Annotated in this window: 19 protein-coding genes; 8 read left to right on the forward strand and 11 right to left on the reverse strand. The window is 44.1% G+C overall.

The window, feature by feature from the left end:
* Positions 1-16 precede the first annotated feature (16 nt).
* Positions 17-538 (reverse strand): histidine phosphatase family protein, encoded by a 522-nt coding sequence (locus L0M98_RS10280; protein ID WP_186974968.1) that lies wholly within the window; start codon positions 536-538, stop codon positions 17-19.
* 202 nt (positions 539-740) lie between these two features.
* Complete coding sequence (locus L0M98_RS10285) at positions 741-1,235, reverse strand: GNAT family N-acetyltransferase (RefSeq protein WP_186974523.1); 495 nt, start codon at positions 1,233-1,235, stop codon at positions 741-743.
* Positions 1,236-1,382: 147 nt separating this feature from the next.
* Between L0M98_RS10285 and L0M98_RS10290 the strand changes: the two genes are divergently transcribed.
* The 5 genes from L0M98_RS10290 (at position 1,383) to L0M98_RS10310 (ending at position 4,749) form a co-directional block, all read left to right on the forward strand.
* Entirely contained in the window at positions 1,383-1,772 is a 390-nt protein-coding gene (locus L0M98_RS10290) for a ribosomal maturation YjgA family protein (RefSeq protein ID WP_227215687.1), read from the forward strand.
* Positions 1,773-1,837: 65 nt separating this feature from the next.
* Positions 1,838-2,350, forward strand: a complete 513-nt coding sequence (locus L0M98_RS10295) for a bifunctional adenosylcobinamide kinase/adenosylcobinamide-phosphate guanylyltransferase (protein ID WP_227215819.1) — start codon at positions 1,838-1,840, stop codon at positions 2,348-2,350.
* Positions 2,351-2,423: 73 nt separating this feature from the next.
* The gene (gene cobT / locus L0M98_RS10300; RefSeq protein WP_186974522.1) at positions 2,424-3,464 is read left to right on the forward strand and encodes a nicotinate-nucleotide--dimethylbenzimidazole phosphoribosyltransferase; all 1,041 of its coding nucleotides are present in this window, start codon (positions 2,424-2,426) and stop codon (positions 3,462-3,464) included.
* A 112-nt stretch (positions 3,465-3,576) separates the two neighbouring features.
* Positions 3,577-4,338 carry an adenosylcobinamide-GDP ribazoletransferase gene (cobS, locus tag L0M98_RS10305; protein WP_099290860.1) on the forward strand — a complete coding sequence of 254 codons (762 nt, stop codon included), beginning with the start codon at positions 3,577-3,579 and terminating at the stop codon, positions 4,336-4,338.
* A 15-nt stretch (positions 4,339-4,353) separates the two neighbouring features.
* On the forward strand, positions 4,354-4,749 hold the full coding sequence (locus L0M98_RS10310; protein ID WP_227215686.1) for a YybH family protein: 396 nt from the start codon (positions 4,354-4,356) through the stop codon (positions 4,747-4,749).
* A gap of 23 nt (positions 4,750-4,772) precedes the next feature.
* Here L0M98_RS10310 and L0M98_RS10315 read toward each other — a convergent pair whose 3' ends face one another.
* Positions 4,773-6,182 (reverse strand): WG repeat-containing protein, encoded by a 1,410-nt coding sequence (locus L0M98_RS10315; RefSeq protein WP_227215685.1) that lies wholly within the window; start codon positions 6,180-6,182, stop codon positions 4,773-4,775.
* Positions 6,183-6,287: 105 nt separating this feature from the next.
* Here L0M98_RS10315 and cobC point away from each other — a divergent pair, with 105 nt between their 5' ends.
* Positions 6,288-6,815 (forward strand): alpha-ribazole phosphatase, encoded by a 528-nt coding sequence (gene cobC / locus L0M98_RS10320; RefSeq protein ID WP_227215684.1) that lies wholly within the window; start codon positions 6,288-6,290, stop codon positions 6,813-6,815.
* The gene (locus tag L0M98_RS10325) at positions 6,812-9,616 is read left to right on the forward strand and encodes a GAF domain-containing sensor histidine kinase (protein WP_227215683.1); all 2,805 of its coding nucleotides are present in this window, start codon (positions 6,812-6,814) and stop codon (positions 9,614-9,616) included. Before cobC ends, L0M98_RS10325 begins: the two co-directional genes overlap by 4 nt.
* Here L0M98_RS10325 and L0M98_RS10330 read toward each other — a convergent pair.
* The 8 genes from L0M98_RS10330 to L0M98_RS10365 all read right to left on the reverse strand — a co-directional run bounded on the left by L0M98_RS10330 (position 9,611) and on the right by L0M98_RS10365 (position 18,680).
* The gene (locus tag L0M98_RS10330) at positions 9,611-9,889 is read right to left on the reverse strand and encodes a hypothetical protein (RefSeq protein ID WP_227215682.1); all 279 of its coding nucleotides are present in this window, start codon (positions 9,887-9,889) and stop codon (positions 9,611-9,613) included. The genes L0M98_RS10325 and L0M98_RS10330 overlap by 6 nt on opposite strands.
* A 79-nt stretch (positions 9,890-9,968) precedes the next feature.
* On the reverse strand, positions 9,969-11,018 hold the full coding sequence (locus L0M98_RS10335; protein WP_227215681.1) for a winged helix DNA-binding domain-containing protein: 1,050 nt from the start codon (positions 11,016-11,018) through the stop codon (positions 9,969-9,971).
* A 109-nt stretch (positions 11,019-11,127) separates the two neighbouring features.
* Entirely contained in the window at positions 11,128-12,936 is a 1,809-nt protein-coding gene (gene typA / locus L0M98_RS10340) for a translational GTPase TypA (protein WP_186974516.1), read from the reverse strand.
* An 82-nt stretch (positions 12,937-13,018) separates the two neighbouring features.
* Positions 13,019-14,014: a class II fructose-bisphosphate aldolase gene (locus L0M98_RS10345; protein WP_227215680.1), complete on the reverse strand. Its 996-nt coding sequence runs from the start codon at positions 14,012-14,014 to the stop codon at positions 13,019-13,021.
* Positions 14,015-14,216: 202 nt separating this feature from the next.
* Positions 14,217-14,885, reverse strand: a complete 669-nt coding sequence (ung, locus tag L0M98_RS10350) for a uracil-DNA glycosylase (protein ID WP_099290853.1) — start codon at positions 14,883-14,885, stop codon at positions 14,217-14,219.
* A gap of 95 nt (positions 14,886-14,980) precedes the next feature.
* The gene (locus L0M98_RS10355) at positions 14,981-16,102 is read right to left on the reverse strand and encodes a glutaminyl-peptide cyclotransferase (protein WP_227215679.1); all 1,122 of its coding nucleotides are present in this window, start codon (positions 16,100-16,102) and stop codon (positions 14,981-14,983) included.
* A 16-nt stretch (positions 16,103-16,118) separates the two neighbouring features.
* The gene (cysS, locus tag L0M98_RS10360) at positions 16,119-17,588 is read right to left on the reverse strand and encodes a cysteine--tRNA ligase (protein WP_227215678.1); all 1,470 of its coding nucleotides are present in this window, start codon (positions 17,586-17,588) and stop codon (positions 16,119-16,121) included.
* Between the two features lie 285 nt (positions 17,589-17,873).
* Positions 17,874-18,680, reverse strand: a complete 807-nt coding sequence (locus L0M98_RS10365) for a M48 family metallopeptidase (RefSeq protein ID WP_227215677.1) — start codon at positions 18,678-18,680, stop codon at positions 17,874-17,876.
* A gap of 691 nt (positions 18,681-19,371) precedes the next feature.
* Here L0M98_RS10365 and L0M98_RS10370 point away from each other — a divergent pair.
* A complete protein-coding gene (locus L0M98_RS10370; protein WP_227215676.1) occupies positions 19,372-22,332 on the forward strand; it encodes a golvesin C-terminal-like domain-containing protein in 2,961 nt (986 codons plus the stop codon).
* The last annotated feature ends 101 nt before the right edge of the window (positions 22,333-22,433 follow it).

Consider the following 22,433-nt stretch of genomic DNA (forward strand, 5'->3'; position numbering starts at 1 on the left):
AATTCTCGATTATTGTTTATATTTTATAATAAACCCGGGTTGTGTTTTCCATGATAGGGAGGTCTATCATGTCGATAGGGCGTTTCCCTTCAAGGTATGCGATGATAGCCCGGTTGAATGCCCCGTGACCGATGGCGACGATGCGTTGATTCGGGAAGTTCTCTTGCAGGTAATGGATAAAGTCGATGGCACGTTGAAAGAGAGCCTCGACGGATTCCACGCTGGGGGGAAGATGTAGCCAATCGACATCGTCCAATTGCTTCCCGGTATATACCCCCCAATCCATTTCCCGTAATAAGGGAGTTTGCAAGGGTGTTAGTCCGTGATGTTTTGCCACGGCGAGTGCGGTATCATAGCTTCGTGCCAAATCACTGCACACGACAGCGTCAAGTTGTTCATCCTTTAAGTCTTCCGCCAGATTCTCCGCTTGCGCTTTGCCCAAAGGGGAGAGTGTGCCGGGAAGTTGTCCTTGCAGGATATGTTGTTGATTTTCCAGTGTTTCCCCATGTCGGGAGAGTATAAGTTCAATCATCACTATTTTTTATTATCCACGATACAAAAATAGTAAACAATTTCATTTCTCACGGTATTCCCGGGGTGATTCTACTGTAATACTACCTTTACACGCTTACAACTCTCTTGTTGCACCGTTATTTTGCCCTTTTCCGGTGGAGGTGTAAGCGGGTGAAATGTGGGGTGTAAGCACCATGAGGTAGGATTACCGTGGGATAACCCAAGGATTACAGTTCTTTCTGCATGATAATGACGTCGAAGTCTTCCCCGAATTTATGTCCCACTTTTTCAAGTTGCGCGCAACGTTTAAACCCGTATTTCTCGTGAAACGATATGCTTTGAGGATTCTTGGATGAAATGTCGGCGAGGATTGTCCGGATACCCCGTTTTTTCGCGTCGGTTTCCAGTATATCCAGACTCATTTTGCCTGCCCCGGCATGCGTGTAATGGGGGAGGATAAAATAACTGATTTGTGCCGTGTGTTTGAACGTGGGGAACGGGTGATAAGCACTTAAATAGCAGAACCCCGCGATGGCTCCCGTGTCTGAATCTTTTATGGCGTAGGCGGGATAGTCTTGTATTTTCTCCATTATTTTTTCAAAGAAGATGTCCGGCAATCGGGTTTCGGAAAAGGCCGCGAAACTGTTTTCAACGTAGTAATTGAAGATGTCCATAACCTCTTTCTGGTGTGTATTTCCTAGTTTTTCAAATGTGATGTTCATTGTGATTCAGGATATTGGTTTGGTCAAAGTTATAGAAAATATTGTATATTTTTCGGGGTAATACTTTGCTTTTCTTGAAAAAATAGAGAGATTTGTTGTCTTGTTAAGTCTTTCGGTGTTTCCCGGAAGGAAATGAAAAGATGTAATATGGAGAAAAGTGTGCGGTTAAGATATTTATTATTGACATTGGGGATTGTTGTGTTGGGATTGCTTTCCCGGAAGACGAGTATCTGCTCGATCGACTTCGTGAGAATGTATGTCGGGGATGTGCTTTGGGCGATGATGGTGTATTTCGGTTGCCGGTTGTTGTTCGTGAGTTTGAAAAAAAGTGCGTCTTTTGGTGTTGCGTTGAGCTTTTCTTACTTGATAGAGGTTAGTCAGTTATATCATGCACCTTGGATAGACTCTATCCGGGCGACGACGTTGGGAGGGTTGGTTTTGGGTTTCGGTTTCCTGTGGAGTGATATCGCGTGCTATACGGTGGGAGTGACTCTTGGATTTTGGGGGGATTCCTTGCCGGGATGGGGGCGAAAATAAATGTTTTATATTTTCCGGAATAATGTTTTGAATTTCTTGAAAAAACAGAGAAATTTGTCGCTATGATGAAAAGAAAACTAATATTGGTTACGGGCGGACAGCGTTCCGGGAAAAGCAGGTACGCACAAGAATTAGCGTTGCATTTGTCCGAAAAACCGGTTTATCTGGCTACTTCAAGGGTGTGGGACGAGGAATTTAAAGAGCGGGTAAAGCGTCATCAACAAGACCGGGGAGCGCAATGGACGAATCTGGAAGAGGAGAAGTTTATAAGTAAATGTGACGTGCGGGGGAGAGTGGTTGTCATTGATTGTGTGACTTTGTGGAGCACGAATTTCTTTTTTGATAATGATTCGGACGTGGATAAATCGTTGGAAGAGATAAAAGAAGAGTTCGACCGGTTTACCCGGCAAGAGGCGACGTTTATATTCGTGACCAACGAGATTGGGATGGGGGGAATAGCTGTTGATCCCGTGCAGCGCCGTTTCACGGATTTGCAGGGATGGGTGAACCAGTATATCGGTCGTGCAGCCGATGAGGTGGTGTTGATGGTGTCCGGTATTGCCATGAGAGTGAAGTAAATAAAATATAATCCGAATTGAATATCGGAAGTGCGCGTGCATTTTCAATTTTCAATTTTCAATTTTTAATTGTATGAGAAGTTTTGTTATAAAAGAAACGGATAAGGCGATTTTGCCTGATTTGATTGATAAGATAAATAATTTGACGAAACCGAAAGGGTCGTTGGGATTGTTGGAGAAGGTTGCGGCTCAAATCGGTTTGATACAGCAAACTCTTTCCCCGGAGTTGAGAAAACCGCAGAATATCATTTTTGCCGCAGATCATGGTATCGTGACGGAAGGGGTTAGTTTTTCCGCTCCCGAGGTGACGGCACAGATGATATCCAATTTCATCAAAGGGGGCGCCGGGGTGAATATGTTTGCCCGTCAACACGGTTTCGGGATTAAGTTGGTGGATTGTGGGGTGAACTGTGATTTTGGGCCTATGGAAGGATTGATTGACCGGAAGATTCGGAAGATCACTTCGAATTATTTGCACGAGGCAGCCATGACTGAAGAGGAGTTTGACCGGGCAATAGAGATTGGCGCGGAGATCGTGGATATGGTGTATGCTGAGGGGACGAATGTGGTGAGTTTCGGGGAGATGGGAATCGCGAATACTTCAACTTCTTCCCTGTGGATGACTTACTTGACGGGGATTCCTTTATCGGATTGCGTGGGAGCGGGTAGCGGGTTGTCACGTGAAGGTGTGGAACACAAGTACAATGTCTTGCGTCGCTGCATGGAGAATTACAAGGGTGACGGTTCTGCTAAAGATATTCTTCGTTATTTCGGCGGATTCGAGATGCTGGCTGCCGTGGGAGGAATGCTTCGGGCTGCCGAATTGGGGATGATTATTATCGTGGACGGTTTTATCATGACGAATTGTGTGTTGGCGGGACGGGCTTTGTATCCGGCATTGACGGATTATTGTATCTACGGGCATCAGGGCGACGAGTGCGGGCATAAACTTGTGCTGGATTACCTGAAGGCGGAACCTCTGTTGAATCTTGGTTTACGCTTGGGGGAGGGAACCGGGGCAATCTGTGCTTATCCTTTACTGGTTTCAGCCGTGAACATGATAAACGAAATGGCTTCTTTTAAGTCCGCGGCGGTGACGAAGTACTTTAAATAATTGAAAATTGAAAGTTGAAAATTGAAAATGAGAGTGAATCACGGAATCTGAAATCACAGAATAAGCGTTGGTTCGTGCGGCTGGAATCTAAAATCTAAAATCTAAAATTACTATGCGTTCTCTTTTGGCGGCAGTGATGATGTTTACGCGTTTACCATTATGGAGATTGGTCAACGTGGATAAACGCTATTTTGCGGATGTGATTAAGTTCTGGCCGTTGGTGGGATTTTTGACGGGGGCGACAACCGGCGGTGTGCTGTGGTTGGCGGCACAGGTGTTGCCGTTGGGGGTGGCTTGTGTGTTGGCGATTATAGCCAGAATATTATTGACTGGGGCTTTGCACGAGGACGGGTTAGCAGATTTCTTTGACGGCTTTGGGGGAGGAACTTCTAAAGAGAAGATTCTGGCAATTATGAAAGATTCCCATATCGGGTGTTACGGGACCATAGGTTTGGTGCTTTATTTCATGTTGTATTATGTTTTATTATCGAGTTTCGACCCCGCGATGATTTTTCCTATCGTGATAGCCGCCGATTGTTTTTCCAAATTGTGTACAGCGGTAATGATAAACACGTTATCTTATGTCCGCAAGGAAGAAGAGAGTAAAACAAAGGTGATTTACAGTAAGGTACGAATACTTATTTTTGTTCTCGTGGGGGCTATCACGATGATTCCCTTCTTTTTTCTAAAAGATGCGTCATTCTGTTGGGCAGTGGTTCCCGCTATATTGGCGGCTGTTGCTCTACGCTTCTTCTTTAAGGCAAAGATAGGAGGCTATACCGGCGATTGTTGCGGGGCTTCCGTCTTGATTATCGAACAGGTATTTTACTTGGGAGTACTCGTGATCTGGTGTCGCTATCAATTTTTGTTTTAGATACATATTAATTTTATGACTGATATTAAGACTACAATTATAGCTTTGGAAAAACAAGCTTTAGAGTTATGGAATAACGGGAATCCCGACGGGTTTATCGAGTTGTCTTCTGATGATGTCGTTTATTTCGATCCTGCTTTCGAGAATAAACTGGAGGGTAAAAGAGCCTTGGAAGAATACTATGCTCATGTCAGGGGGAAGATTAAAATCGACTTGTATAAAATGATAAATCCTGTTGTGCAGGTATCTCCGGGAGTAGCCGTTCTGACTTATAACTATGAGGCTCATCGGGAGGGTAGGGTATTCAGAATGAATTGCACGGAAGTTTATAAATTGAACCCGTCCAATCAGTGGAAAATAATACACACACATTGGTCTTTTGTTCAGCCTGATAAGGTCTTCAATTCTTGAAGATCAAGTTTAAGGATTGATATTTAGTTCTCTATTTTGATTCGGATAATGTGTCCGTCTGTTTGTTGAACTTGCAAGGTGCCGTCTTCTCCGATCGGGTAGACGGTTTTGTACTTGCAGGGAACAATCTCTTTTCCGTCCGTGTTGATATAGCCCTCTGTGTTTTGATGCCTGACAATAGCGTATCCCTCGGGGGTAAATTCTCCGATATAGGTGTACTTGCAAGGAATAAGTTCTTTGCCTTCGCTATTTCGTAAGCCGACCATGAATTCGTCATCCATGACGAGCAGGCGTCCGAGGTCCAGACTTAGCCAATAGATGTCTTTGTATTTACATGGAAGCATGACTTCACCCCTGATGTTGACCATGCCGAAGTGTTTGTTTTGAGAAATGCGGTACAGGTTACCTCCCAATTTCCCGACGGATTCGTAAATACAAGAGAGTAATTCGTTGCCTGAACTATCGACAAGCCCGTATTTTTGACTTTTTTTTACGCGAAATAGTCCATTCCCGAAATCTTGAATGTCCTCGTACTCGGCAGGGACGATTTCTCTTCCGGAACGATTCATGTACCCGTATTTCCCGTTTCGTTTGACGGGAGCGGTTTCGTAATTCTGGAAGTCTTCTATCCGGTCATATTTACATTCGGTCAGTTCCCTGCCGTCCCCGCTCATAAGCCCGAATTTATTGTCCCGTTCCACGCGTATTAGTTTGCCCTTGAATAGATTCACTCTCCCGTCGCATAGCGTGAGGGAGGTATATTGGCAGGGAAGAATTTCTTTCTTGTCTATATCGAGAAGTCCATGAAGGGAATCTTGTGTCGTGAGGTATAGAATCGGACCGAATTTACGGATTTTATCGTATTGGCAAGGAAGGATTTCTTTCCCTTTTTTGTTGATGAACCCGAATTTTTGTTCCCGTTTCGCGAGAGCGATACCTGTAGAATCGAACTCTTCGATGTCGTCGTACAGGAAGGGAATAACGGTTTGATCGGTAAGGGTGATATAGCCGTATTTATTCAGTTTTTTCGCTTTGATAATCGTGTCTTCTCCCGGAAATTCGATTTCATCATACAGGCAGGGAATAATTTCTTCGCCGGTAGTTGCGATAATTCCTTGGCAGCGGTTGAAATAGACTTTTGCCACGTTGTTTTGGAAAGATTCCGCGACATCGTATTTCAACGGGATAACGATATCGCCGGACATATTGATGTACCCGTATTTGCTGCCCATTTTGACAGCCGCCAAACCTTCTTGGAAGTCAAGAGCGTGGTCATATTTGTAGGAAATGATTTCTTCCCCCTTCTCGTTGATGAACCCCCATTTGCCGTTAGCAAGTTGGTGGGCGTATCCCGTGAAGTTGTAATTATTTTGGCATGAACATACAATTACTATGTAACAAACGCTTAGTATAAATAAAATAGAACTTTTCATTGTAGTTAGATTTACTTCTAATCGAATCAAAAATATAAATTAATTGGCAAAATTCTAGCAGGATAGGAAAAAAAAGACGATTTTTACAAAGTGAAAGATTGTATTATGGAAGTAATTTTGGTAAGACATACGAAAGTGAATGTCGTGCCGGGCATGTGTTACGGGAATACGGATGTGGATGTGGCTTCTTCGTTTGAAGAAGAGGCGGAGCGTGTACGGCAGGCATTATTAAAGCATGAGTTTGACGCTATTTATTCGAGTCCTTTGCAAAGGTGTCGTAAACTGGCTCTTTATTGCGGGTACGAGAATATGCTGTTGGACGAGCGATTGAGAGAATTGAATTTCGGGAGTTGGGAAGGACAGCGTTGGGACGAGATTCAGGATCCCCGGTTGCAGGAGTGGTATGACGATTGGTTAAGTATGCCGGCGGGAGGGGCTGAAAGTTTTTTACAACAATACAACCGGGTTTCAAGTTTCATGGATGATTTGAAAGAAACGAAAAGCCGGAGTGTCTGCGTGTTCACTCACGGGGGAACAATCCGGGCGGCATTGATTTATGCCGGGAAGTATAATTTTAATCAAGCTTTCACGGACGATGTGGATTACGGATCTCAAATCAGGATTACAATATGAGAAATATTGTTATTGTTTTATGCCTGTTATTCACGGTGAATCTTTTTGGTGAACAGAAAGAAAAAGAGGATGAATATATTCTATTGATTAGTTCGTATAGTAGTCGCTATCCTTGGCCGAAGATGATAGAGAATACTTTTCGTGACGAGGTGGGAAGAGTGGAAGGAAGGGTTAAAGTGTATAGCGAGTATCTGAATTGCGACAGGTTTTCTTCCTCTGAAATATGGTTGGAGAGGATGAGGATGATTATTCGGAATCATGCTTCCCGTCCTCCTAAAATTGTCGTACTGATAGCCGACGGGGCTTGGATGGCTTACCGGAAAGCCTATTCCGGGGAATGGGGGGATGTAAAAGTACTGCTTGGCGGGGTCAAGGATTGGGGAATGGATTTTGACCGTTACTGTGACAAACAACATTTGTCCGCAAATGATTTCGTGGCAACGGCCGATTTGTGCAAGCGGTATAACGCGACAGGATTGACGGAGCGCGTGGGGGTGAATAAGACGATACATATGATGAAACGATTGTTCCCGGATACGAAGAATGTTGCCCTTATCGGGGATAATTGTTTTTACGGGATATTTGCCTCTTTACTTGCCCAGAAGTTTATCCCGGGAGAGCATCCGGAATTGAATTATATACCGTTGGACGGTCGTTTCCTCACGACGGATTCTTTGTTGCGGCGTTTACGGCAATTACCGGAACACACGGGTATCGTGTACGCGTCATGGTTGCAGGATGTTACCGGACAGACGAATGATTTCGAGAGAATGAACGACAACATTCTCGCGCTGGTGGGGCAGCCTGTGTTTTCTCTTTCCGATTGGGGCGGGAAAGGCGACGATTTTATAGGTGGTTATTATTATTCGTCCATGAATTACGGGCAACGGTTAGCCGGAATTGCCGTCGAACTGTTGCATGGGGCTGAGCCGGAAGATATACCGTTACACAATGCCAGTGATGATTTCGGGGCGCATCTGAACAAGAGTTTGGTCGTGAAGTATAACTTGGATCCGGCAGTCGTGGGAGAACCGGTAACTTATTTCAACGTTCCTCTTTCTTTCTGGGAAGAGAACAGGAGAGTACTGCTAAATGCGTTGATCGGTTCGTTGGTTTTTGTCTTGGCGGTAATGATCGGTTTCTATTTTTACCGGACAAAGAACTATTTGAAGTGGCAACGGAAGTTAAGCGAGAGTTTGAAGAGTTCTTTGGAGAACCAGCTTCATGTTTCGGAGACGCTGGAAACTTTTTTACAGGAGAAAACCGAAGCTGAAGCGGTGAATCAAATGTTGTTGCGGATGTTGGAGGAATATAATGCCGACCGGGCGTATATATTCGAACTGGACCGTTCCGGGCAATATTGTGACAACACGTACGAGATTGTGGCGGAAGGTATTGAACCTCAAAAAGAATACTTGCAACATATACTTTTGGCAAACTCGGGAAATTTTTATTCCATGGTATGGCAGAATGAGTTGCTTGCCGTGGATGATTTAGAGGCTACCCGCGGAAGCATACCGGAGGAGGAGTGGCAGATACTGGCGAATCAGGGTATTCAGTCTATTCTCGTGGCTCCTTTACATTCGAACAATCGTACATGGGGATTCGTGGGTGTCGATTTCGTGCGGGAAAAGAAGGTGTGGACGGAACAGGATAAATTGTATCTCAGCACGTTGTCGCATGTTTTATGCATTGGCATGTCCCACTATCGTTCGGAAATACTTCAAAAAGAGAGTGAATTGCGTTTCGGTTATCTTTATCGCAATACATCCTTGGCGATATGCCTTTTTGACGCTAAAGGGGTTTTGCAGGAAGTGAACGAGTGTTTCCTCGAGGCGACGGGAATCATGAACAAAAAAGACTTGTTGGGACTATCTCTCTATTCTCTTCGTTTCCTTTCCGATGAGCGTTGGAAAGTGCTGGACGGAACGGGACAACTGGTAATGGATTACGTGTTCTCTCCCAAGGCATGGAAAGAGGCGTACGGGATTTATTCCCGTCGGGTTTCTTCCTGTTATTTCACGGTTCACGTGAAAGAACTGAAAGATGAGGTTGATAATACTCTCGGGTATATGATGGTTTGGATTGATAACACGGTACTGGTGGAGGCGAGGGCGAAGGCCGAAGAGTCCGACCGTTTGAAATCTGCTTTTATTGCCAATATGTCGCACGAGATACGAACTCCCTTGAATGCTATCGTCGGTTTTTCCGAGTTGCTTACCACGGACGAGGAGGTGGAAAAAGAGGAGAGGGACGAGTATATCAAGTTGATACGGACGAACACGGATTTATTGTTGCAGTTGATAAACGATATTCTCGATCTGTCGAAAATTGAAGCCGGAGTGTTGGATTTTGTCCCGGAGAAAGTGGATTTGGAGTTACTTTTGTCGGGCATCGAGGCATTGTATAAGATGAAAGTCAGGGAAAATGTGAATGTTGAGTTTGTGAGTAAACATACCGGATTGCAGTTTTTGTTTGTCGATAAAAACCGGTTGAGTCAAGTGATATGTAATTATTTGAATAATGCCTTGAAATTTACCGCGAAAGGACATATTTATTTCGGGTATGAAGTCCGTGAGAATGACGTGTATTTCTTTGTCGAGGATACAGGTACCGGAATACCGCGGGAGAAACAGGAGTCTATCTTTCAGCGTTTCGTGAAATTGGATTCTTTCAAACAAGGTACGGGACTGGGACTTTCAATATGTTCCACTATCGTGGAGAAATGGAAAGGGCAGATTGGTGTAAAATCGGAAGAGGGACGAGGTTCCACGTTCTGGTTTACCGTGCCGAGATTATAGAGAGGAGTGTTCGTATGCACTGTTCTCTGCTTTCTTTTTTTCTGCACGGAGTTTTTTGCGCAATCCTTTCTCGACGGCAAGTACAAGGAAAACGATTAGAAATAGTATTGCGACGTTGAGCCACGTGCGGAAACTGGACTCGTAGAAGTCCGTCATGGCAAATTTAGCGATTGCGGCCAAGATTAATATATACAGACACGTGCGTACATTCCGCAGCTTCTTTTCCGTGGAAGCAATGATGTCATTATCGGAAGATTCCTTTTCTGTTTTCATGGCCTTGTGGTTTAGTACGTAATTATATTTCTGTAAAGGTATGAAATTAATTTTAGATATCAATCACGTGAAATTGCACTTATTCCCGTGTGTTGTAGAATTCCCGGTATCTTTCAATTGCATCCTCAAGCAATGCTTTTTCGATTTTCGGTTGACGTTCAAAGAAAGTGGTTTCTATTTTTATCTGGCTTCTTTGAGCAATCTTTTTCCAATTCCCGACAATTCTGCCGTTATACAAGATGACGGGATAGAATATGCCATTGTTAGAGAATGCTTTCGGGTGGTGAACGGGGTCTATCACTGTGCCTCGCTCTTTATAGCTGATGAGGTATTCGTCATAGGAAGGCAAGAGATGAAGTTGTGGTCGCATGGAAGGTGCGTTAGAGCAGGATTCATGCACGTGTAACTCGAAAGAGCCGTATTTTTCCACGTGCAACTCCGATTTGATGGTTTCTATCGCTTGTTTGGCTTCCGAGATGAGCAAACCGGACCACCAAGTGAAATCTTCTAGGCTGGCAGGAGAATGGCTTCTGAAATAATAGGTAGCTAATTTAGCCAGAGCTTCTTCTTTGTGTAGCTCTTTTACGGGGGGAATACGTTCTTCCAAGAGAGCGTAAGTCGGTTTTTGTTTCCTATCAACACCGCTGCAAATGATACCTTCCGATTCAGAGCGGTTCAAACAATATTTCAAGAATATGGGATTACCGCTATGGCTCATTTGCACAAGAGTTTTCTCCAGTTCTTCCTTGGTTAGGCTCTTGCCTTCAAGAATTTTCTCTATGTCCTGTTTACATTTTTGATATTCTTTCTCGCCGATATTTATTTGGCTGCACCATGACTTGAATGCTGCTATATTACGTTGTTTGCATAGTTTCAGCATCCAGCGTAAATCTTCTGCCGCGACAATGTGCCACGTGGGACGCATGACATGGGTACGGATGATTTCTCCTTTTTGTAGAGCCTCTTCAACGACAGATAAAGAACCTGATTTTAGTCTTATTCCGATAGCCCATTTTACCATCGGGTAGTTTTGAGCTTGTATCGCACCCATCCATGTCACGAGTTCTTTCGGTGTTTCGAATCGTGAATTTGTCAATTGTTGGCATTGCAGACGGATGTTTGTCAACATATGTGGGTTTGTTAAGTTATAAGGTTTATAAAGTTCATAAAGTCTTTACCGCCACAAGCATCTTACTGAAAAAACTTATATACTTTATAAACCTTATGAACCTTATGAACTATTCTATCGTTTTACTTCTTCTTTTACGTTCGTTTTCGTCCAGGTAAATCTTGCGAAGGCGCATGGCTTTAGGGGTGACTTCCACGTATTCGTCTTCTTTGATATATTCCAGTGCTTCTTCCAAGCTGAATAATATCGGGGGAGCGATGTTCGTTTTCTCGTCCGAACCGCTGGCACGCATATTCGTTAATTTCTTGGATTTGCAGACGTTGATAACAATATCGTCTTGACGTGAACTTTCGCCGATTACTTGTCCGGCATATACTTCGTCGCCCGGGGTAATGAAGAATTTACCTCTATCCTGCAATTTGTTGATCGCGTAGGCAAATGAATCTCCTGTTTCCATGGCAATCAGCGACCCGTTGATGCGCATCTCGATATCTCCGGCGTAGGGCTCGAAACCTTTCAGACGATGTGCCATGACAGCTTCTCCCGCGGTAGCGGTCAGCAAGTTACTTCTTAAACCGATGATGCCTCTGGAAGGGATATCAAAAGTCAGGTGTACCCGTTCGTCACGGTGTTCCATGTTTGTCATGGTTCCTTTGCGGCGGTTGACCATCTCGATGGCTTTACCGGAAACCTCTTCCGGGAGGTCGATGGTTAATTCTTCCACGGGTTCACATTTCACGCCGTTGATTTCCTTGATGATTACTTTCGGTTGTCCGACTTGTAATTCATAACCTTCGCGGCGCATGGTTTCGATCAATACGCTCAAATGAAGGACGCCTCGCCCGAATACAATAAATGAATCGGCTGATTGCCCCGGCTCAATTCGTAAAGCAAGGTTTTTTTCCAATTCCCGGTCTAAACGGTCTTTGATATGGCGGGAAGTCACGAATTTTCCGTCCCGTCCGAAGAATGGCGAGTCATTGATCGTGAACAACATACTCATGGTCGGTTCGTCAATGGCGATGGGTGCAAGAGCTTCCGGGTTCTCGAAGTCCGCGATGGTGTCCCCGATCTCAAAGCCTTCGATTCCCACGAGTGCACAAATTTCTCCACATTCAACTTCTTCCACTTTCTGTTTGCCCATCCCTTCGAAGGTCATCAGATCTTTAATACGGGTTTTTATTTTGGTGACGCCGTCTCTTTTGCAAAGCGTGACGGGCATACCGGATTTCAACGTGCCCCGGGTTAATTTACCGATGGCAATCCGTCCCACGTATGAAGAATACTCCAAAGAAGTGATTAACATTTGGGGTGTCCCTTCCTGTACTTTCGGGGCGGGAATATCTTTGATGATAGCGTCCAGCAATGAAGTAATGTCTGTTGTCGGTTTGCGCCAATCCGTGGACATCCAACCTTGTTTCGCGCTACCGTAAACAACCGTGAAATCCAATTGTTCTTCGGTGGCATCCAACGAGAACATCAAGTCGAACACTTGCTCGTACACGAAGTCCGGGCGGCAATTTGTTTTGTCAACTTTGTTTACAACTACAATAGGTTTTTTACCTAACGCGAGAGCTTTTTGAAGCACGAAGCGTGTTTGCGGCATCGTTCCCTCGAAAGCATCAACTAACAATAAAACTCCGTCAGCCATATTTAATACCCGCTCCACTTCTCCACCAAAGTCGGCATGTCCGGGGGTATCAATAATATTTATCTTGTAATCTTTGTAATGAACTGAAACGTTCTTTGCCAGAATGGTAATTCCTCTCTCTCTTTCTAAGTCATTGTTGTCAAGGATTAAATCTCCCGTGTTTTCTTTTTCTCTGAAAAGGTTTCCTTGAAAGATCATCTTGTCAACCAAAGTTGTTTTTCCGTGGTCAACGTGTGCGATAATCGCGATGTTTCTAATTTTCTGCATTTTGCTCCTATGGTATTAAATCCAAATAGGGCGCAAAGGTAGTGTTTTTTTCATAGAAAAGGGGCTCATTGAGCCCCTTTTTTTATTCTACCCTGTTGGCACTTCCCAAAACGTTAATGGTTTTGTGCTTGTATAATTCTTTTAAAGCATCTCTTGCCGGTCCTAAATACTTGCGGGGGTCGAACTCTGCCGGTTTGTTGGCGAACACTTCGCGAACGGCTGCGGTCATGGCAAGACGACCATCCGAGTCGATATTGATTTTGCAGACAGCGGAAGTGGCTGCTTTACGTAATTGTTCTTCCGGGATACCTACCGCGTCTTTCAACGCACCGCCGTATTTGTTGATCTTGGCAACTTGATCTTGCGGAACGGATGATGAACCGTGAAGAACGATGGGGAATCCGGGGATTCTTCTTTCGATTTCTTCCAGTATGTCAAAACGTAATGGAGGCGGGATTAATACCCCGTCAGCGTTACGGGTACATTGTTCCGGTTTGAATTTATTCGCCCCGTGAGAGGTACCGATGGAAATAGCTAACGAGTCAACACCCGTTTTCTTCACGAAATCTTCCACTAAGTCCGGGCTGGTGTACACGCTCGCGGCGGCAACTACGTCGTCCTCGATTCCTGCCAATACCCCGAGCTCTCCTTCCACGGTAACGTCATATTTATGAGCGTACTCTACTACTTTTTTGGTGAGTGCCACGTTTTCTTCATACGGGAGGGCTGAACCGTCAATCATCACGGACGAGAAACCCATCTCGATACAGGAAACGCACAATTCGTATGTATCGCCATGGTCAAGGTGAAGACAGATGGGGATATTACATCCTAATTCTTTAGCGTATTCTACCGCTCCTTGTGCCATGTAGCGTAGAAGCGTTTGATTGGCGTATTTACGCGCACCGCTTGATACTTGTAAGATAACAGGTGATTTCGTTTCCACGCAAGCACCGATGATAGCCTGCATTTGCTCCATGTTATTGAAATTGAAAGCCGGGATAGCGTATTTGCCTTCCATTGCTTTCTTGAACATTTCTCTGGAATTAACCAGTCCTAAGTCTTTGTAATTAACCATAGCTGATATGTTGTTTATATTTCGTGCATCAAAGTTATATATTAAAAACAGACTTTCACAAGGAAATGAGAGAAAAATTTCAAACGTTTGCGGAGATTGAAAATTCTTTGAATTTTCAAGTTGCGGGTTGAGCCTACGGCTCTGCAAGTTACAAGTTGCAGAGTCGTAGGTTGAAGTCACACGGACAAAAAAATAGAGTGGTTTACCACTCTATTTCTTGCAGCCCGTGTGACTTCAAATAATCATTCGCCCGGCTGAATTGGTGGTTACCGAACCAACCGCCCCGGTTTGCCGATAAGGGGGAAGGGTGGACGGATTTTAATACCAGATGACGGTTCGTGTCGATGAAAGCACCTTTACGTTGTGCGTATGAGCCCCAGAGGAAAAACACCAGATTGTCTTTGCGCTCCGCGATGACTCTGATAACGGCGTCCGTGAATGTTTCCCAACCTTTGTTCTGGTGCGAGCCGGCTTGATGTGCCCTCACGGTCAACGTGGCGTTGAGCAGGAGTACTCCTTGTTCTGCCCAGCGTTCCAGATTTCCCGAGGTAGGAATAGGGGTACCCAAGTCGTTTTGTATCTCTTTGAAGATATTTTGCAAAGAGGGTGGTTGCTCGATTCCCTCGGGTACGGAAAAACAAAGCCCGTGTGCCTGTCCGGGCCCATGATAAGGATCTTGTCCTAGAATGACAACCTTTGTCCGGTCGGCAGGACAGTGGTCGAAAGCGTTAAAAATGAGTTTGCCGGGAGGGTATATTTTCGTGGTGCTATATTCTTGTTTCACGAATCGAATCAATTCTGAAAAATAAGGCTTTTCAAATTCATCTTTTAATAATTCCTTCCAAGAGGGCTCGATTTTCACGTCAACCATAACTTTAAAATTTTAGATTTAATGATTTTAGATTTTAGATTCCCACTGCACGAGGCGAACGCTCTTGATTGCAATTTAAAATCTAAAATTTAAAATTAGTAAGTTTTTATCTCAAATAATTTCGGCCAGTGTTTTCCGGTAACGTAAATCGTGCCCTTCTTTTCATTGTAAGCGATACCGTTCAACACGTCGTCGTTTTCGTCTAACTTGGCTTTCTCCGCGGGAGTCAGCATATTCGGTAACAATAGTTCTTCTGTTACTTCCCCTGTTTCCGGGTCGATAATCACGATGCGATCCGTGAGCCATTCGTTTGCCCAGATAAAACCGTTGATATATTCCAATTCATTCAGGTTGGTGACCGGACCTTTGCTATCGTAAACCTCTACTGTTTTTATCACGGTGAACAGTTCCGGGTCTAGGTGATACAAACGGTGTGTCCCGTCGCTCATGACGAGCTTGTCACCCATGGTGGTAAGTCCCCAACCTTCCTGCATGGAATAGTCGAAGGTGGTCAATAACGTGAAGGTTGTCAAATCGTACACGAACGCTTTTTTGGATGTCCACGTGAGTTGATAAATTTTATCCTTGTACACGGTGATTCCTTCCCCGAAATAACGGGCATCCAAGCTCAGGGATGCTAACGTTTTGTTGCTTTCCAAATCAATCTTGCGTAGCGTGGACTGACCTTTTATCCCGGTTCCCTCGTACATGATTCCGTCGATGTAGACCAAACCTTGGGTGGAGGCGTCTGTCGCGTGGTTGTATGTCTTGACTAATTTGTAATTCAGTCTTTTCGGTGCTTTATCCGGCTTCACGATAAATGACTGGGTGGCGACTCCTTGCTTGCTATCCGGGTGGAAGGCGATAACTTTCAGCGTGTTCGTACCGCACTTTTCTTTCGGGAGCTTGAATATGTATTCTTTCGTGGTACTGTCAAGCGTGGCAATCTTTTTCTGGTTAAAAAAAAGGTGTGCCGAGTCGATCTTGTAGCGTTTGTTATTGGCGTACACTATTTTCAACTCTTGGTTAAATTGACAGGTATCACCTTTCATGGGATAGACAAATTGTACGCTTTTCACGTATTTCGGACCCGTGCCGCGTGCTTCTTCCGTGGTGGAAGAAACAGCCGTGTCCCCGGTGTTTTTGGCTTTATTTGTCCCCTGACAGGCAGCAACCAGAAGAATGGATAATAATATGTAATAGTAGCAAGAAGTCATAATATGCATCGTTGAATTATTCTAGTTCCCATTCGTAACCGTCCTTCGTGTCCTTGATCTGAATCCCGGCATTCTTCAATTCGTCCCTGATTTTATCCGAAGTTGCCCAATCTTTGTTTGCCCTTGCCGCCTTTCTGACATTCATCATGGCGTCGATTACCTTGCCAAGGGCTTGATTGCTGGCGCTGGAATCCGTTTCACCCTTCAATCCGAGGATGTCGAACACGAAGCTGTCAAATAATTCCGTTAAGATTTGCAGGTTTTCGGCATCTATTTTTTCATTTCCGGCGGCGATAGAGTTAATCACGCGTACCCCATCGAACAAATGTGCGATTAGAATGGGCGTGTTCAAGTCGTCGTTCATGGCATTGAAACAATTGTCCCGTAATGTTTTTACATCCACGGTATTCTCGTTTGATGCTTTCAATTTATGCAATTGCACGATGGCGGACATCAGGCGCTCGTATCCTTTTTCTGCCGCTTTCAGTGCTTCGTTCGAAAAGTCAAGCGGACTACGGTAGTGAGCTTGAAGGATAAAGAAACGCACGGTCATGGGCGAGTAGGCTTGTTCCAAAACGGCATTATCTCCGGCAAAGAGTTGGTCCAAGGTAATGAAATTGCCGAGTGATTTACCCATTTTCTGTCCGTTGATCGTTACCATATTGTTATGCATCCAGTATCTCACGGCAGGATGTCCTTGCGCGGCAGTGCTTTGCGCGATCTCGCACTCGTGATGAGGGAATTGCAGGTCAAGACCGCCCCCGTGAATGTCAAACGTGTTGCCAAGGTATTTCTGGCTCATGCAGGAACATTCCAGATGCCACCCCGGGAAGCCCACTCCCCACGGGGAAGGCCAGCGCATAATATGTTCGGGAGTCGCTTTTTTCCATAGGGCGAAATCCACGGAGTTCCGTTTTTCTTCCTGTCCGCTGAGTTGTCTTGTATTTACTAGTAACTCGTCTATTTTTCGTCCGGAAAGAATCCCGTAGTGGTATTTTTTACTGTAACGCTCCACGTCGAAATAGATATTCCCTTCGCTCTCGTAGGCATATCCTTTGTCGATCAGGGTTTTGATTAATTCCTGCTGTTCGATGATATGTCCCGATGCGTGAGGCTCTATACTGGGAGGGAGCGTGTTCAGTTGTTCCATGTTCTTGTGATAACGGTTCGTGTACAATTGCACGACTTCCATGGGTTCCAACTGTTCCAACTTTGCTTTCTTCGCGATCTTGTCTTCTCCGTCATCCTCGTCATTCACGAGGTGTCCCACGTCCGTGATATTGCGGACGTATCTCACCCGATAACCTAAATATTTGAGATAACGAAACAACAAGTCGAACGTGATGCCCGGGCGGGCGTGTCCTAAATGTGCGTCCCCGTACACGGTAGGCCCGCAGACATATAATCCCACGAACGGGGGGTTCAACGGTTCAAACAACTCTTTCTTTCGACTTAGCGTGTTGTATATCGTCAACTTGTTTTCCATAATTCTAAAGTACTATATTGATATGATTCAACAAAAGTATGAATTTTATAATTGAAAATTGAAAATTGAAAATTGAAAATGAAGAAAATCGTGAATTATTGCCCGATTTCCTGTCTTCCTTCCTATGTCCGTGATGGGTTGCCTACCTCTTCCCGCTCTTATGATGACAACATAAATGTAGCAACTTGCCAGCATATTCGCTTCCCGTCGATGATGCTACGTTCGTGCTACGTTCATGCTACGTCCATGGGGGCAGGAAGGGGTAGCCTTCGGGTAGCCCGGGGGTTATTGAGGTTTATATTTCAATGCCTCGGGGATCGTGGCCTTCAATTTCGCGATACGGTTTTGGTCAGCGGGATGGGTAGAGAGAAATTCGGGTTGTTTGGCACTTCCCGAGCTTGCCATTCTACTCCAGAATGCCACAGCCTCGTTAGGATCGTAGCCTGCCATGGTCATGAAGATCAAGCCCAAGCGATCGGCTTCATACTCGTGTTTCCGGGAGAAGGGCAGAGTGACGCCTAAATTCGTGCCCATGCCGATTGCCGCAGCGAGCAATGCTTTGCGTGTATCGGATTGGTCGTGCCCGAGAATTTCCGTTGCGGCAGCTTGACCGTATTGTAGCAAGGTTTGCTGGCTCATTCGCTCGTTGCTGTGATGTGCCACGGCGTGAGCGATCTCGTGTCCCATGACGACCGCTATCCCCGCGTCCGTCTTGCAATAGGGAAGGATGCCCTCGTAAAACACGACTTTCCCGCCCGGCATGCACCACGCGTTCGGTTCGTTGCTGGCAACAAGGTTAAATTCCCATTGAAAGTTGGCGAGCTGATCCTGCATGCCGTTAGCGGCAAGATATTGTTCTACCGCTTTCGAGATTCGTGCCCCCACGTCTTTGATGCGTTTTTTGTTTACCGCGTCAGTGGATAGTTTGTTTTCCTTTAAAAAGCTACTGTATGAGGTTAGGCTCATGGATACCATTTCGTTTTCGGGGAAAAGGATAAGCTGACGACGCCCCGTGATAGGTACGGTGGCGCATTGCGCGAAAAGTAACAGTATTATTACCGGTAATGCGATACGTGAAATTAATGTTTTCATATTCTAGCCAATCATTATGCAAATTCGTCGGCGATTAATTCATCGGTCGATGAATTTGGTATTTGAATGCAAATATACGAAATAATTTATCGTTAATGTGAGTTTGATTTGAAATAAGCATATGTGGTAAGTTTAGAATAATCTTATTGTGTTTTTGTGGCATGTATGGCTAAAAGGTGAATGGGGTGGAAAATATTTGAATGCAGAATAGTTTGCTTTCGTGTATGCAGGAGTAAAAAATAAGTAAATGATATAATAAAAATATTAATAAAATAAAGATATTATTGTTGGATGTTCGGTTATTTAGCCATATCTTTGAAAGAATGTTATTTGAAAATAGTAGAAGAATGGGTTAGTTTGGAAATTTATTTATAATAGGAATGAGGGACGGCTTATGGACAGGAATAATATTTTTACAGAGGCTTTATACGGGGTTAAAAACGGGTATCGAAGTACCCTTTTCCGAATTGTTGTTATTTTAGTTGTCTGTGGGAGTGTGTTTTGTCAATTCATTCCGTTGTTTGGAGAGGATTATGTGATAAATTATCAGTATCATTCTTACGTGGGGTGGATATCACAAGCCTTGCCTTCGTCGATGGCTTATAGGACTGCTTATTTTTTTAATGTTATACAATTATTGCTTGTAATCGCATTTGTTAATAATGATTTGAGAGCTTTCAAGTTTAGCGGTATGGAATCGATTCGAGTCAGACCGTTTAGTAATGAGGAAATTGTGTTGGGGAACTTTGGGGGAAAACTGTTGCTTTTCACGTTGGTAAATTTTTTGACCTTGGGAATCTCGATTTTAATTAATGCGACTTTCTATCCGCATGCTTTTGATTTCGGCATCTATCTTTTTTATTGGTTGACCCTTAATTTGCCGGCGTTGGTCTTTTTTCTCGGGGTGTCTTTTTTCGTGATTCGAGTTGTGCGTCAGCAAGCGTTAAGTTTTGTAATTTTATTTGTGTTCTTTTGGGGGCTTATTTTTTGGGGAGCGGGTTGGTTGAATGGTTTATTTGATCCTTATGCCCGACATATTCCCAATATGTTTTCTGATTTCACGGGACACGTCGGCATGGGGAACTATTTGTTACAAAGGAGTTTTATCTTTTTTACGGGGATAAGTTGTTTGTTGCTATCAATTATTCCTTACCCGAGGATTCCGAATCGTGTGTTCGGGTATAGGAGTGTGTTGGGGCGTGTTTGTGTGATTTTTGTATTTGCCGCGTGTTTGGGATTGTGGTATATGTCTTTGTATAATAGCGTCGGAAATAACCGGGAGAAATACAAGCGTATTTATTCGGAATATGAAAAATTCACCGGGGTAAAGGTCGTGCAGAATGATTTGCAGGTGAAGGCTCTTGAAGAAAACGGGATATCCGTGACGAGCCGGATGATTGTCGAGAATAGAGCGCCGGTGCCGCTACCGCTTGTCATGTATTTGAACCCAGGTTTAAAGATTTTATCTCTTGAAATAGACGGAAATCGTGTCGATTTCCAAAGGAAACAACAAGCTATTGTCACGGATAAAAAATTGGAAGCGGGGGAAATGGCGGAAGTGTTGTTTCGGTACGAGGGGGGTATCGAGAAGGATATATGTTTTCTTGATGTGATGCCTGAAAAATATTATTCTGAAACGATAAATAATTATGGTATATATTATTTCGGGAATGTTCCTGCTTTTTGCGAGCGGGATTACAAGTTGTTTACACCGGAGTGTATGTGGTATCCGGTTTGCGTACCGCCTTACGGGGTATCCGGTTTGCGTGACGTGAATTTTTCCCGCTATTCTTTGCAGGTAGAGCACGAGCCCCGTTTAAAGGCTATATCTCAGGGGAGTACTGTTCAAGAGAAAGATGGGGTGACGATATTCGCGTTCGAGCATAATATGCCGGGCATTAGCTTATGCGTGGGTAATTACGAGAGGCGTGAAATAACGGTGGATTCAACTCGAATGGCTCTTTATTATTTTCCCCGTCATGATTATCTTCTTGAAGAATACGAACATTTCTCGGAAGAATGTTTGTTGGACGAATTGGCGTACGCGAAGAGTAATACTTTTGAGCTCTCCGGGTGCATTAGAACTCGGAAGTTTTCTGGAAGAAAAAGGAACTATGATCCGACGCAACAATATCCTTATCGTTGGTTGACATTGGTGGAGGTGCCTTGTGGTTTTTACAGTTTCCCTAGTTTGATGCAATTGTCGGGGGAGCGTGTGCAGGGGGGAATGGTTTTTTTGCCCGAAAAAGGGTTTTCGATAAAGAATTACCCGGGAAAGGTTTTTGAAGATGAAACAAAAGATTGGGATACGAGGGTAGGCATGAAGTTAAGCAGTGAGATTAGCGAGAGCATAGGGAAAGGAAGTTGTAATATAAAGCCCCAACTCGTGGGGAAAACAACGTTTATTTATTCTCGTGAATACCCGTTGATTCATGATGTGTTAATGCGTATGGCTCGGGAGGAGGGGATAATGGATGACAGTAGGGATTACATGGCTGATTATGGCGCTATTGAATATTTGGAACACGCTAGTTTGAAGGATGCCTTGGGGGATAGTACGTTGGAACCGGAAATTCTTCAAAGTATTATTCGTAAAAAATGTAAGGAATTGCGTGCTTATATTGCGTTGCAGGTAGGAAAGGAACAATTTCGACAATTTTATGTCGATTTTTTAGGGAAATATCTTTTCGAGGAGGTGTCGTTGGAAGATTTTCTAGAGCAATTTTCTCAAACATTTGATTTTCGTTTGGATTCGTTGGTGGAAAATTGCTATAACACGAATCGATTGGCTATATTGGATGTACGCGATGCCCGGGTAATTGAGGTCAAGAAAATGGACGATGTGTTGTATAGGATGTATGAATTCAAAGTGTTTAACAAGGGTGACGTGGCAGGGATTATCATGTGGGACAAAGCTCAAGGATGGGTTATTCCGCCTCGGATGGCAATGGAGATTCATGTCGGTTTCCCTTATAACGGAGCTAACCCCTATTTGGAGATGCCTTTGGCTCAAAATATTCCGTCGGTAATGTACTTAAAGGAAATAGAAATGAGTCAGGTAGATACCACGACGAGGGTCTTTCAAGTGGATACTTCTTTATTTTACACGAAGAAGGAGGAGATTATCGTTGATAACGAGGATTCTGGTTTCCGGCTCGTGAAGGCGAAAGATAATTTCATCACGTCTTTATTTCAAAAAGGGGAAAATGATAAAAGGTATTATAATGTTTTCATTGAGGACGCTTGGTTGCCGGTGATTAGTAAAAGTTTTTATGGTTTCCCTATCCGAAGCGCGTTATATAAAGCAGCCTTATATGGTGCCGGTTCTGGAAAACAAAAAGTGGAATGGAATGTTGTTTTACCGCAAGAGGGGAAATATGAGGTGTTCTTTTATTACACGGAATACTTGTGGAACTGGAAAGGGTGGGGGTCGCAGGTAAAGGAACTTTCACGTTATTACTCGGTTTTCGATGGTAAAAAAGAATACGAGGTAACTCCTACTTTGACGGAAGAAGATGACGGAAGTTGGGTTTCTTTAGGCGTGTATGATTTTTCCCGTAAGGCGAAAGTAACATTGAGTGATAGAGTTCCGGATAGCGAGATACAGCAAACGCTTGTGGCGGATGCCGTGAAGTGGGTGAGGGTAGAATGATGTGTGTTGATAATGATTTTTGAAGAGAATTGAAATGGAGGTTGATAAATAAAGTATTGAATATAAAAAAAGAATGATAATATTTTGAAAATAATATTTTG

The sequence above is a fragment of the Butyricimonas sp. DFI.6.44 genome, from assembly GCF_022132345.1.
GTDB classification, from domain to species: domain Bacteria; phylum Bacteroidota; class Bacteroidia; order Bacteroidales; family Marinifilaceae; genus Butyricimonas; species Butyricimonas muris.